This is a genomic window from Acetobacter sp. DsW_059 (assembly GCF_002153695.1).
Taxonomy (GTDB): Bacteria; Pseudomonadota; Alphaproteobacteria; order Acetobacterales; family Acetobacteraceae; genus Acetobacter; species Acetobacter thailandicus.
In genome coordinates this window covers 21357-35334 of record NZ_JOPI01000010.1, presented here as the reverse complement: position 1 = coordinate 35334, position 13978 = coordinate 21357, and the positions used below count along the sequence as shown (strand labels likewise).

At 51.8% G+C, this 13978-nt stretch carries 11 protein-coding genes; 8 read left to right on the top strand and 3 right to left on the bottom strand.

What is annotated here, in order from left to right:
* Positions 1-21 precede the first annotated feature (21 nt).
* Positions 22-714, top strand: coding sequence for an endonuclease III (nth, locus tag HK25_RS02500; protein WP_369822919.1), 693 nt, complete (start codon positions 22-24; stop codon positions 712-714).
* 100 nt (positions 715-814) lie between these two features.
* On the opposite strand, the gene hemH is transcribed toward nth, so the two are convergent.
* Positions 815-1852: a ferrochelatase gene (gene hemH, locus HK25_RS02495; protein ID WP_086554288.1), complete on the bottom strand. Its 1038-nt coding sequence runs from the start codon at positions 1850-1852 to the stop codon at positions 815-817.
* 59 nt (positions 1853-1911) lie between these two features.
* Complete coding sequence (gene mutY / locus HK25_RS02490; RefSeq protein WP_086635191.1) at positions 1912-2976, bottom strand: A/G-specific adenine glycosylase; 1065 nt, start codon at positions 2974-2976, stop codon at positions 1912-1914.
* A gap of 10 nt (positions 2977-2986) precedes the next feature.
* On the opposite strand from mutY, the gene HK25_RS02485 reads away from it, so the two are divergent.
* The 7 genes from HK25_RS02485 (at position 2987) to HK25_RS02455 (ending at position 12467) form a co-directional block, all read left to right on the top strand.
* Complete coding sequence (locus tag HK25_RS02485) at positions 2987-3523, top strand: DciA family protein (protein ID WP_086635190.1); 537 nt, start codon at positions 2987-2989, stop codon at positions 3521-3523.
* Between the two features lie 8 nt (positions 3524-3531).
* A complete protein-coding gene (locus tag HK25_RS02480; protein ID WP_086635189.1) occupies positions 3532-4581 on the top strand; it encodes a lytic transglycosylase domain-containing protein in 1050 nt (349 codons plus the stop codon).
* A gap of 174 nt (positions 4582-4755) precedes the next feature.
* The gene (locus HK25_RS02475; protein ID WP_086554284.1) at positions 4756-5301 is read left to right on the top strand and encodes a DUF3576 domain-containing protein; all 546 of its coding nucleotides are present in this window, start codon (positions 4756-4758) and stop codon (positions 5299-5301) included.
* A 47-nt stretch (positions 5302-5348) separates the two neighbouring features.
* Positions 5349-7988 (top strand): leucine--tRNA ligase, encoded by a 2640-nt coding sequence (gene leuS / locus HK25_RS02470; RefSeq protein WP_086635188.1) that lies wholly within the window; start codon positions 5349-5351, stop codon positions 7986-7988.
* Positions 7989-8032: 44 nt separating this feature from the next.
* The gene (locus HK25_RS02465) at positions 8033-8677 is read left to right on the top strand and encodes an LPS assembly lipoprotein LptE (protein WP_233127608.1); all 645 of its coding nucleotides are present in this window, start codon (positions 8033-8035) and stop codon (positions 8675-8677) included.
* A 43-nt stretch (positions 8678-8720) separates the two neighbouring features.
* On the top strand, positions 8721-9737 hold the full coding sequence (holA, locus tag HK25_RS02460; RefSeq protein WP_086635186.1) for a DNA polymerase III subunit delta: 1017 nt from the start codon (positions 8721-8723) through the stop codon (positions 9735-9737).
* A 177-nt stretch (positions 9738-9914) separates the two neighbouring features.
* Entirely contained in the window at positions 9915-12467 is a 2553-nt protein-coding gene (locus tag HK25_RS02455; protein WP_233127606.1) for a TonB-dependent siderophore receptor, read from the top strand.
* Positions 12468-13113: 646 nt separating this feature from the next.
* On the opposite strand, the gene HK25_RS02445 is transcribed toward HK25_RS02455, so the two are convergent.
* Positions 13114-13809, bottom strand: coding sequence for an HNH endonuclease (locus HK25_RS02445; protein ID WP_086635184.1), 696 nt, complete (start codon positions 13807-13809; stop codon positions 13114-13116).
* Positions 13810-13978: the final 169 nt, after the last annotated feature.

Below are 13978 nucleotides of genomic sequence, written 5' to 3'. Positions count from 1 at the left end.
TCTGCTGTGAGTGCCCGTAAAATGAAAGTGGTAAAAAGCAAACCACAGGCCGGGCAGGCTCCGCGTGATATGACGGCTGAGGAGCGACTGGTTTTTTTAAAAGACCTGGAGGGGGCCTGGCCAGATGCGCAGACTGAGCTTCATTATACTACTCCCTTTACTTTGCTGGTCGCAGTGGTTCTTTCCGCTCAGGCAACCGATGCTTCCGTTAATAAAGTGACTCCTGCCTTGTTTGCAGCTGCCCCGACCCCGCAGGTGATGATGCAGCTGAGTGAAGAGGAAGCCGGAGCTTATATTCGCACTATCGGGCTGTGGCGTAATAAGGCCAGGAATATTGTTGAGCTTTCACGTCAGCTGGTTGAGCGCCACGGGGGAGAGGTGCCTGACACGCGTGATGACCTTGAGGCTCTTGCCGGTGTAGGCCGCAAAACAGCTAATGTTATTCTGAGTGTTTTATTTCATCAGCCAACTGTGCCGGTTGATACTCACGTTTTTCGTCTGGCTAACCGTACAGGGCTTGGGCGTGGAAAAACCGTAGAGGCTGTTGAGAAGAAGCTTGAAAAAGTTATTCCGACCCGGATGATTCGTGACTCTCATCACTGGCTTATTTTGCAGGGGCGTTATGTGTGTAAAGCACGCAAGCCGGAATGCTGGCGTTGCGTTGCGGCGAATGACTGTCTGTATCCTGATAAAACTGACAGGCCGGAAATATAGTTATTAATCTTTTTTATAATGTATAAGAGTTTCACGTTTGTCTGATTTAGCCTGCCTGAAAAAGGCAGGCTGTTTTTGTCCAAATAGTGTGAAAGTATTTTTAAAGCCAGCCTTGCAGCTCCTGCCTGGTAAGTTCTTCAAGTAAGGTAATACAGGCAGGACTATCGTTGAGACAGGGGATGAGCGTAAACTGCTCTCCACCTTTAGCCATAAATTCTTCACATACTTCATTGCCAATTTCATCCAGGGTTTCGATGCAGTCAGTTATGAAACCTGGTGTAATAACAGCAATATTTTTAATACCTCTGGCAGGAAGTTCCTCAATAAAACTGGCCGTGGCAGGTTCCAGCCATTTGGCCGGCCCAAAGCGTGACTGAAACGTCATTGGCAGCATGTCTTCGGTCATACCCAGTTCTTCGCGCAGGGCTGTCATTGTGCGTATGCAGTCAGTCAGATAGCTGTCGCCTTTGTTGATATAGGCTTTGGGCAGACCATGAAAAGACGCCACAACCATTTGCGGGGCTTCAGTCTGTTTGCTTATTGTATCCCGCACAGAGTCAGCCAGGGCTTTTATATAGGTCGGGTGGTCTGCGAAGGCGGGCAGCGTTCTTATCGCAGGCTGATTGCGCAGGCGCATAAGTGCACGAAAAAACTGATCGTTCGCGGTGGCTGTCGTGGTTGCACTGTATTGTGGATAAAGCGGCACAGCCAGAATACGATCACACCCTTGCTCAAGCAGGGTTTTTAACCCCTGAGCGACAGACGGTGTGCCATAACGCATAGCCCACACTACCGGCACATTATCGGCCTCAAAACGTCTGGCAAGAGCCTCAGCCTGATCGCGCGTATAGCGGCGCAGCGGGCTTTCATTGGTTTCTTTATCCCATATGCGTTTATAGGCTTTACCGCTTTTTCCTGGTCGTACAGTCAGTACTACACCCTGCAAAATGGGCTTCCATACGACAGGAGAGGCTTCAATAACTCTGCGGTCAGAGAGGAATTCTGAAAGATAACGGCGTACAGATCGATAATCTGTATCTTCGGGTGTTCCCAGGTTGAGGAGCAAAATTCCTGGTTTCCGGGGAGACGCGTCTGCATGGTCATGCGTGCGGCGTGATGGAATATAGTGAAAAACCATAAAACCCTCCTGACTGTGACGGCATGACACATCGCGTGTCGGTTGTTATCTGATGTCACTTATGGTGAGAGAACTTTTAACCCGGATCTGATACATTTCATCATCACAGATGGCAATGATACATCAGCAAGCATGTTTTTTTGTGCCAGAAACCCTGACTTTAAGGACGAGTTGGAAAATTTGTCTATATGTGTGGCATAAACATGAAGATGTAGCGTGAAGTGTGTGAAAACATGTTGTACGTCATCACTTTTTTTCCACCCGGTATTCAGGGGGGCATGCCTGGCAGCTTCAGGCCAGGTCCAGGGGGTTGTCAGCCAGTCTGTGCCAGGCAGCTCGGTCATTGCGGCAAGTAATCCGGTCTCAGGGCGTTTGCGTAGTAATATATTGCCAGCATTATCGAGCACGAGAAAATGCACACCATAGCGCACAGGTTTGTCTTTTTTGGCAGCACGCCGGGGCAGGGACGGAGCCAGGCCTGTACGCTGTCCCTCGCAGTGCGGTTGCCAGGGGCACAGGCCACAGGCTGGTGAGCGGGGTGAGCACAGAGAGGCACCGAGGTCAAACAAGGCCTGTGCAAAATCAGAGGGGCGTTGCTGCGCTTCCTGTGCATTGTTGAGTTCGCGTGCCAGGCGGGTGAGCTCTTTTCTCGCTCCTGGCAGGGGGGATTCTACAGCGAACAGACGGGAGGTTATGCGTTCAACATTTCCGTCTACCGGTACTACCGGCACATTAAATGCTATGGCTGCTATGGCTGCCGCGGTATAGGATCCCACCCCGGGCAGTTTCAGCAGCTCCTCAGTGGTGTCTGGGAAACCCCCGAGCGCTACAACAGCAGCGGCACAGGCATGCAGGTTGCGAGCACGTGAGTAATAGCCAAGTCCGGCCCAGGCGGCCAGCACATCATCACGCTCCGCTGCGGCCAGGGCTTCAACAGTAGGAAATTTTTCTAGAAAACGCAGGTAATAGGGTATAACCGCCTTGACGGTTGTCTGTTGCAGCATAATCTCGCTCAGCCAGACATGATAAGGGTCAGCACTCTGACCAGGGCCAGAACGCCAGGGGAGGGTGCGCCGGTGACGGTCGTACCAGTCAAGGAGGGCATAAGCGGATGGTATTTGCACGGAGAGTGTTATGACGAAGGACAGTTCTGCCGACAAGACCAAAGCCGTACGTTTTACAAAAACGTCTTCGCGCCGGTATGCCGAGCCAAAAGCTGATCAGCCTGTAAGGCGGGCATTTAAAGCGCGTAGCCTTGCAGCGCTTTTGCCCGCAGTGACAGAGCCTGTTTTGCGTCGTCATTCTTCTTTAAATATGCGTCTGATAACGGACTGGGCTGATATTATTGGTCCGGCATATGCTGCACGTACCAGGCCGCAGCGTCTTACGGCAGGTACACTGGTTATTTCCTGCGCAGGGCCTGTCGCGATGGAGTTGCAGTATATGAGTGATAGTCTGATATCGCGTATTAATACCTGGTGTGGGCAGTCACTGGTATCGCGTTTGCGTTTTGTGCAGGATACCCAGCCAGAAAAGCCTCGTTCTGCGGCGCTCCCTGAATGTTCCCTGCGGCCGCCGCCACGTTATGAACTGCCGGATATGGAGGAGGGGCCTTTGCGTACAGCACTTGAAGCGCTTGGAGCACGCGTATTGCAGGATAACGGGCGCTGAAACTCTGCATGCCAGCTCCTCCACAACTGCCGGACTTTTTTTGTAGTAAAAAAGGTATATCCCGGCTGCTATGCTTTGTGTCGCTGGCTTTACTCTCGGCCTGTGCGGGGCATCGCAGCACGACATCAGAGTATAATACTTCCTCTGGTTCCTCAGCCGGGTCTGCAGTTGATCACTGGAACGGGTATATTCTTGATGCGTCACAGCGATTCTCTGTTCCTCCATCATGGATAAGAGCTGTTATGCAGCAGGAGTCGGGTGGTCATCAGTATCTGCACGGGCGTAAAATTCGCTCAGTGCATGGTGCTGTGGGACTGATGCAGATTAAGCCTGATACTTATCATGAGCTGGCACGGCGTTATCACCTTGGCTCTGACCCGTACGACCCGCATGATAATATTATGGCAGGCAGCGGCTATATTCGTGAATTATCAGACCGGTTTGGTTCTCCACTTTTTCTGGCGGCTTATAACTGCGGGCCACAATGTGCAGAGAATCACCGGTCACGGGGCAGCTCTCTGCCTGATTATGCCCGGCATTACATGGCATCCATTAAACCTCATCTGAATGACCCTATCCCGGCTATGTTAAAGCCTGCCTCGCTGTCTTTTCCTGCGGCGCCGGTTATGCCGGTGCAGGTGGTGTCAGATACAGCATCAGCCCGCACTTCGTCTCAGAGTGCCTACGGCGTAGCGTCGGCATTGCCAGATGATACGCCACCACCGCCCGCTCCGGTTAAAGGCGGGTATACGTCAGCTGAAGTTCCGGTCGCAGTGACCCGGGCTGTATCGTCTTCGGCCAGCTGGGCTGCTGTCAGCTCAGAGTCAGGCATTGTGCAGGCAGGTGCTTTTTCAACGCAGGAGCGGGCTGTGGCTGTGAGTAACCTTGCGCGTCGCTGTGCCCCCGCTCTTGCAGGCAGCGCCACGCGCATTGAGCGTCTCTCCGGCTCTGCTGTGTGGCGTGTGCGTTTTGTTGGTGTGCCAGCAGCGCAGATTAGTTCAGTCTGTGCGGCTCTGCATCGCCGTAGCATAGCGTGTATACCTGTCTCTCAGCCGTGAAAAAATCCTGTCCCTGGCCAGTCTTACTGCATCATATGCTTGGCGGGACTGCTCCGACACGGTAAGAAAGGCATTATGAGCCTATGCTTGTGATCATAAACCGGTGCCTGCTTCATTCTACAGGGCAGGCCCTGAACTATCGACGCCTCGCGCCGAAGGAGCCGTATTAACACAATGCCCCGTCGTCTCATGCCCAGTTCACTTGTTTCAGGTCGTGCTTTTCTGAGCCCGCGCAGAGCCTCATCATGGGTGCTCGCATCCTCTTTTCTGGCTCTGGCTACATTGCCGGCCTGCTCAGATTCACCTAAAAATGCCAGTGACCTTGCGTCACCACGCAGTCACCTTGCGATGGAAGACCGTGGTGCATCGGGGGGGGAAGATACGCTCAGGGCAGGTGGTGTGAATGCGTATCTGTGGCGCGCCTCACTTGATACGCTCTCTTTCATGCCTATTGCTACGGCCGATGCACAGGGTGGTCTTATTCTGACAGACTGGTACACGCCGCCTGCAACTCAGGATGAGCGTTTTAAAATTACGGCGTTTATTCTTGATCGCCGCCTTCGCTCTGATGCGCTGCGTTTGTCAGTTTTCCGACAGATTAAGCAGGATGGTCAGTGGGTTGATACACCTGCTGCCGGCAATACAGCGTCAGATATTGCTGCGCGTATTCTCGCGCGTGCCCGTAAACTGCGCGCAAATAACGGTAATAACGATAACTAACGGCTCAGGTCGTTCTCTTTTTTTCTCTGATAATCTGTACGAGTTCCATGACACAGTCCGCCAGCAAATCTGACCTTCAGGCTTCTTCTGCCATCTCCTATAATTTTGAAACGGTTGAACCACACTGGCAACAGGTCTGGAACAGCGGTGATGTTTTCAGCGTGCCGGATACCCCTCCGGCCGATAAACCTAAATATTATGTTCTGGAGATGTTCCCGTATCCGTCAGGGCAGCTCCATATGGGGCATGTGCGCAATTACGCTCTTGGCGATGTGGTGGCACGCTATAAACGCGCCAGAGGATATGCGGTTTTGCACCCTATGGGCTGGGATGCTTTTGGTCTGCCGGCTGAAAATGCAGCGCGTGAGCGCGGTGTACACCCGCAGGAATGGACGCTGAAAAATATTGCGACTATGCGCACGACTCTTCAGCGTCTTGGCTTTTCGCTGAACTGGGACCGGGAAATTGCAACCTGCCTGCCTGAATATTACGGGAAGCAGCAGAAGCTGTTTCTTGATTTTATGAAAGCTGGCCTTGTTGACCGTCGCGAAAGCTGGGTGAACTGGGACCCGATTGATCAGACTGTTCTGGCAAATGAGCAGGTAGTTGATGGCAAGGGCTGGCGTTCAGGTGCTCCTGTTGAGAAAAAACAGCTGTCACAGTGGTTCCTTAAAATTACCGATTTTGCCGATGACCTGCTCAGCGAGCTGCAAACTCTTGATCGCTGGCCTGAGCGTGTGCGCACTATGCAGGAGCGCTGGATTGGTCGTTCGGAGGGCGCGCGTGTGACGTTTGCTCTGCATGCGCCTCCTGCCGGTCTCGACACCAACCTGAATGCAGTTGAGGTATTCACAACCCGGCCTGACACATTGTTTGGGATGTCTTTCCTTGCAATTGCGCCCGATCATCCGCTGGCAACATGGGTGGCACAGAGTAATACGGATGCTGCGGCCTTTATTGCAGAATGTCACAGTCTCGGCACATCAGCAGAAGCTGTTGAAACAGCTGAAAAACGCGGTATTGATACGGGTCTGCGGGTTAAACACCCGTTTCTGGATAAAGATTTTCCGGTCTGGATCGCCAACTTTGTACTGACCGATTATGGCACCGGTGCGTTGTTTGGCTGCCCGTCAGGCGATCAGCGCGACCTTGACTTTGCTCATAAATATAACCTGCCTGTTGTGCCCGTTGTGCTGCCAGCAGGTAAAGACCAGGCTGATTTTAGTATTGCGGCTCATGCCTTTACCGGCGATGGCACAATGATTAATTCAGGCTTTCTTGACGGGCTGAGTACGCAGGATGCCCGCCGTGAAGCGATAGCCCGCCTTGAAGGTATGGGCGTTGGTAAAGGTGTGGTGAACTGGCGCCTGCGCGACTGGGGTATCTCCCGCCAGCGTTACTGGGGCTGCCCTATACCTGTTATTCATTGTGAAAGCTGTGGTGCCGTACCTGTGCCAGATGCTCAGCTGCCGGTCAGACTGCCTGAGGATGTCTCCTTTGATAAGCCTGGCAACCCGCTGGATCATCACCCGACATGGAAGCATGTTGACTGCCCGCACTGCGGTAGCCCTGCCACGCGCGAGACGGATACGTTCGATACATTTGTAGACAGTTCGTGGTATTTTGCCCGCTTTACAGCCCCTCATGCTGAGGCCCCGACTGTGCGCAGTGCAGCAGATGGCTGGCTGGCAGTTGATCAGTATATTGGTGGCATTGAGCATGCTATTCTGCATCTGCTTTATGCCCGCTTCTTTACGCGTGCCATGAAAGAAACAGGGCATCTGAATCTGAGCGAACCTTTTGCAGGGCTGTTCACTCAGGGCATGGTCAGTCATGCAAGTTATAAGGATGCTTCAGGCCACTGGCTCTATCCTGAAGAGGTTGAGATCACAGGGCAGGGTGCAGTGAAAAGCGAGACCGGTGAGCCTGTAACGGTTGGCCGTGTTGAGAAGATGTCAAAATCAAAGCGTAATACCGTGGCTCCTTCAGCCATTATTGAGCGCTTTGGGGCAGATACGGCACGCTGGTTTGTGCTGTCTGACAGCCCGCCTGAGCGGGATATGGAATGGACTGAAGCCGGTGTGGCCGGGGCTGCACGCTTTGCTCAGCGTCTTTTCCGCATTGTCAGCACAGTGGCGCAGACTGTTCCGGTACAGGCTGATATTCCGGCTGAAATTGCTGCACAGGCTGATGATCTGCGCCGTGTGACACACCGTACGGTTGCGGCGGTAACAGAAGCGCTTGAAGGATTCGTGATTAACGTCGCTGTGGCGCGTATTCATGAGCTGACGTCAGCTCTGGCTGATGCTGAAAAAGCCGCTGATCTGCCTGGTATGGCCTATGCCCGCCGCGAAGCCGCTCGTGTGCTGTGTTTCCTGTCTGCACCTATGATGCCGCATCTTGCAGAAGAAATGTTTGCTCAGCTTGAGCCTGGCAGTCCGGTTGTGGCAACTCAGCCCTGGCCGGAAGCCGACCCGGAGCTGCTGACAGCAAAGCAGGTGACTATTGCTGTGCAGATTATGGGCAAACTGCGTGGCACGATTGAGGCTGCTCCTGATGAAAATAAAGATGATGTGATTGCCCGTGCTGAAGCAGAGCCTAATGTGGCTCGTCTGCTTGAGGGCAAGCGTATTGTTAAGCGGGTGCATGTTCCTAATCGTATCGTCAATTTTGTAACGGCAGGCTAATGCGTAATCTCCGTCTCTTTTGCTCCGCGCTGGCTCTGTCCGGCATGACTTTTTCCCTTAACGGGTGTGGTTTTCAGCCGTTATATGGGGAGCAAAGCCAGAAAGGGGCGGCAGATGTCAGCGCTGAGCTGAAGCGTGTTTACGTTGCGAATATTCCTGAGCGTACGGGTCAGCAGCTTCGTCTGGCCCTGCAGCAGAATATGGCAGGAGCCGGCCCTGAGGCCCCTGATGGTTATACGCTGTATGTTTCGCCATATTTCGGAGAGGAGGCGATTGATATCCATGCGGATAATACCTCAGGGCGCACGCGTATCAACGCGCATGCGCACTGGCAGCTTATGACGGTTGCTGAGCATCCGGTTTTGCTGGCTCAGGGTGATGCGACATCACTCGATGGTTATACCACTGTTTATGAGCAGTATTTTGCTCAGACTATGAATAATGAAACAGCCCTGGGACGCGTAGCGCAGGCTCTGGGTGATCAGATTACCCAGCAGGTTGCAATATGGTTTCGTACGCAGACAAAACCTGCTCAGGGTGCTTCTCAGCAGGGACCAAAAACCTATTATCCTCTGGTCAATACAATGCCTAATAATTCGGATCAGGGCGACCCGCAGGAGGAGGCAGGTGCTGATGCTATCCCGAACATGGCAACAGGGCGTTCACCAACCAATGGCAATAGCCAGTAACTATGATATCTGAGAGTGTTATTGTACCGGAAAGACGTTCAGTTTGAAGATTGATGCACGTTCTCTCTCCCGTGTTACGCAAAATCCAGGCGCATGGCGTGTGATTTTGCTGCACGGTGAAGATACCGGTATGATTTATGAACATGCGCAGAATGCCACACGCCAGGTTGCCGGTAGTGTTGATGATCCGTTTCTGGTTGCTGTGCTTGATAAATCTGTGCATGACAGGCTGGAGGAAGAGGCTGCTGCGCTCTCTCTTATGGGGGGGCGGCGGGTTGTTCGCGTGCGTGAAGCCGGTGACACGTTACTGAAGGCTGTGACGGCCCTGCTTGAGATGAAAACTGACACGCTGGTTGTTCTGGAGGCACCAGGCCTGCCTTCACGTTCGCGTCTCAGAGCTCTTATTGAAAAGCACCCTGACTGTGCGAGCCTTGGCTGTTACCCTGAGGAGGGGCGTTCGCTTGAGGCAACTATTACGCGCATTCTGGCGCAGCATAAAATCAACATTGACCGTGATGCCCTGCACTGGCTGACAGGGCAGTTGAGTGCTGACCGTGTAGCGGCACGCAGCGAAGTTGAAAAACTTGCACTTTATGCAGCTGATACAGGTAAGCTTACCCTGCATGATATTCAGGCCTGTATTGGTGATGCAGCCAGCGTATCGGCTGAGGATGCTGCTTTTGCTGCGACAACAGGACGGCGTGCAGAAGCCGACCTTGCGACAGAGCGGGCTCTGGCTGAGGGGACAAACTGTGTTTCTCTGGCAAGGGCTTTTTTAAGTCATTTACATCGTTTGCAGCGTGTACAGGCGGCAATCAGAGAGGGTGCAAACCGGGCTGATGCATTAAAGCTGCTGCGCCCGCCGGTATTTTTTAAACGTACTGCTGACTTCAACCGTTCGCTTGATGTCTGGTCATTGCCAGCTCTGGCTGAGGCTTTGAGAGAGACGCAGGCTCTTGAACTTGCCTGTAAGCAGACCGGAGCACCTGACCAGCTGCTGTGTAAGCGTTATGTCGCTACACTGGCCGCGAGGGCGGCTCAGGCTGCCAGACGCCGCTGAGAACACGGGTCTTTTTAGCTAAAAAATAGATTGTATTGATATCGTAACGATTGTACGATTGCGTTATTCGTACAACAGTGTGACGAAACATGCATGTTGTACAAAAACCATGCGTTCTTTTTTGAACGATATCTGTCATTATTTCACATGTGTTGGCTGTTTTTATTGGGCGTTCATATGAGAAACATTGATTTTTATGGTAAAACTAAATTAGTACAAAATAAGAAAGTGCATTTTAGTCTTGCTTCTCTGGCGCTTGTTTTTTGTTCTGAGGCAGGTTTTGCACAGGCGCAGTCTGTCAATGTCAGGCATGCTGCGGCAGGTGCGGCACACACTGTAAAAAAGAAAACATCACATCCGCCTGTTAAGGGTGTAACAGTCAAATCTGCTTCAGTGGCAGCGCCGTATCAGGCTGAAACAGAAAGCACGAGCGAAGAGAGTGTTATTGTTACTGGCACCCGTGAAACAGGGCGCAAAGCCCGCCAGAGTTTATCACCCATCGATGTGGTAACAGCTAAACAGCTGAGTCAGACGGGGCAGCCGACTTTGCGTGATGCTCTGGCACAGCTTCTTCCGTCACTGACTGTGCCTACAGCAGGGTTTGATACGGGTGCACTGACAGATTCGATCAGTCTGCGCGGGTTAAACCCAAATGAGACGCTGGTGCTGGTTGATGGTAAGCGCCGCCACACAACGGCTAATATTTATGCTAATCCGGGGCCACAGCAAGGCTCAACCCCGGTCGACATTGATATGATTCCCATGGCGGCGATTGATCATGTCGAGGTGCTGCGTGACGGTGCTTCAGCACAGTATGGGTCAGATGCTGTAGCCGGTGTGGTGAATATCATTCTCAAAAAACAGGATCATGGTTTTCACGCGCAGTCTATAACCGGCATTACGGCTGCGGGTGACGGGTTTCAGCAAGGCGTTTATATGGATGGCGGCATGAAGCTCGGTTCGCGGGGCTTCGTGCATCTGAGCGGTGATTATTTTCATACAGATCATACATATCGCAGTGCCCCGGATGCCCGTGTTGGTCGTAAGATCAATCATGTGCTTGGTCAGCCAGAGCAGACCCGTGGCAGTATAGCGGTAAATGCCGGTTATAATATTACGGACACCATACAGGCGTATGCTACAGCGACCTATGCGCACAGGCACGCTGAATCATATCAGAATTACCGCCTGCCTTCATCGCTCAGCGGGTATCCGGGGTATCAGGCTATTTATCCATGGGGATATTCACCCCTTGAAACGCTTGATGAAAATGACTTCGGGCTGACAGCCGGCGTTAAAGGCGTTTTTTATGGCTGGAACTGGGATCTCTCAACCGTTTACGGGCGCGATTACGATAATATCGGACTGAAAAATTCAGCTAATACCTACCTTGAGAAAACAGAGGGGCTCACCCCCACGAAGTTTAATCAGGTTCAGGGTTTTAATGACTCTCAGTGGAGCAGTAGTTTCGATGTTTCGCGTCAGTTTCGTTTCTCTGGCTGGCCACATTCCGTTAACGTAGCGGCTGGCACGGCCTATCGTTATGAGAGTTATTCGATTGGCACCGGCTCGCCTGACTCAACAGCAGGCAGCGGGTCAGATGCACTTTCTGGCACCAATAAGGGTAATGCCGGCAATTACAGTCGTGATGTTGTCGCTGGTTACCTTGATATTTCTACTCATCTGACAAAGCACTGGCAGGTCGATCTTGCCGGCCGTTATGAGCATTACACTGATGTGGGTGATACCCAGACGGGTAAAGTCGCCATGCGCTATGATGTATCGTCACGTCTGTCCTTCAGAGCAACAATTTCTAATGGTTTTCATGCGCCTACCCTGGCGCAGATGCACTATAGCTCACTGCCCGTTTCTCCGACTGCGGCACGTGGTCTGATTGCATCAAGCTCACCGGGGGCTCTGGCTAATGGTGCCAGCCAGCTGAAACCTGAGCGTTCAACAAATATCAGCGGTGGTATTTTGCTTGAGCCTGTACGCAGGCTGCATGTGACGGTGGATGTGTATCAGATCAATCTGCGCGATCAGATCATGCCAGGCGGCCAGGTGTATGGGGAGCAGGCTGCCAGTGCATTGCAGATGAATGGTTTTACCCTGCCGTCAGATTATCATTCATGGTCTGAGCATTCTATTTCTGCCAACTGGTTTGCAAACGTTGCAAGCACCCGCACGCAGGGCCTTGACCTGACAGCGACTTACATGACCCGTCTTGGTGACATTGGTCGTATTGACTGGGATGTGGCGATGAATTTTAACCGTACCCGCCTTTCGCATCAGACGATGGGGGCTAATGGCCTGCCTTTGCTTAATGCGCAGAGTGTAGCGTATATGACCACAGCTTATCCCAGAAGTAAGATTATTTTCGGCGGACGCCTGACCAGCGGTAAATGGACGGTCGGCCTGCATGAAATACGTTATGGGCAGGTTACGTCGCAGGTTACGTATTATGGTGGTGCAGGGTACACAAACTCGCTGTCGAATACTGTGTACAAACAGTTTCAGAACATACCAAAGTTTATTACGAATATGGAAGTTACCTATCGTGCAACGCCGCATCTGGCTTTGACGATTGGTGGAAACAACCTCTTTAATGTCATGCCGCGCCGTGTTCCTGACGGTAATCGTTACCTGGGTGTGCCGCAGTATTATATGAGCACATCTCAGCTTGGTATTAATGGTGGCTTTTACTATCTGCGTGGGGATATTACATTCTGAGGTGTTGTTTCTCTTCAATTTCTGCACTTGCTCTGTGTGAGTGTTGCAGTATAAAAGAGGGCTAGTATGTCCGCGTAGCTCAGCAGGATAGAGCACAGGATTCCTAATGCAATTGGGCGCCATGTCGGGAAACTGCATGGTGTATCCGCTCAAATTCGGGGAACGCTCCGGTCTGCTACGACCGTGCCAATCCCGAGCCAAGCCGTTCTCTGTATGGAGAGCGGAAGGTGTAGAGACTGGATGGGCGGTGCCTAAAGGTAGCCATACCCAGGGCAAAGGGACAGTCCAGACCACGAACATCTGCGCTGCAGGTGGCGGTGAAAACCGAAGTGGTATGAATCCTGGGGCCGTGGGTTCGAATCCCGCCGCGGACATACCTTTGATGTAAAAACGGCAGTTTTCTCACGTTTTTAAAGATGGTTTTACAGTTCGGGTTTTACATTTTACAAAACCGACAAAAGTTTTTCACTCCTGATGCTTCACTCACCCTCAGCATTACGCCAGAGGAAAAAATCGCTTAATCCGCTTCATCTGGCCCTCAGGCAGTAAAAATACGTCACTTACGGGCTCATCCTTCATCGGTAAGCCTGTGAAACACAATCTCTTGCTCAGTTCAATAAATTAACAGGTCCTGAGCCTGGCAGAGCTAACCTTGCATAAGTATTAAGCGTAACTCTGCGAGGGATAAAACACGTCTAGGTTCTCGGTGAACCATTCGATGGCAATTTGCGCAGAGAACAGTTAAATCTTTATTTGGATCCGTGTCCCGTGTTCCATATTCAGCCAAGGGGATAGAATGGTGAACTTCTGCAAATCCGGCGCCCCAAGCACCGTATGTCTTGCTGAAGTCAAAGCCACAAGCCTGGCATGCTGCACCGTGTATTCTGATAGCTTCCGCTCGTAATTTGGGTTTTCGTTCCGGAACGGAGCTTATTACAACTTTGCGTTTTCCCTCGGTTGCGTAAAAAGCCGTTGGCGTAGGCACTGTACTCGCACCCTCAATAAGAGCAATAATTAGTGAGTGGATTTCATTTTCGGATTTATGTGAAAAGTCGCTATAGATGCTTTGTGAAATTTGACTGAGGCCTCGCGGAGTGCCGGTTGCGTCTTTCCATCCCTCACGGCCGTTATCGAAGTATGCATCAAAGTGGTCCCGGGTATTTTTTAGTGAGTTTTTAAAAGCGTCTCTGTCACGGCCGCCATTCAATTGTTCATAGAAAATATCATATGCCTGCTGCCAGGTGTCACAATGCAAAAATTGTGGAGGTTTGCCAGTTTCTCTTTGAGTGAAGCGAGATAGGTAATATCCTACCAAAACCAGCTCGAATGACCGTTCAATCATTTTTTATTCCGCAAAAGGTTTTTGGGATTTCTGCTTCATTTTATCCATATGTTCGCATGCTTCACAATCTATACTGCAAAGGCTGCGCCGTGAACCGTTGGTGTTTTGTCCCGGGGTCTGATGTTTTGGATAGAGGATGAAGCTTGCTGCGATGTGGATTGCGGACATA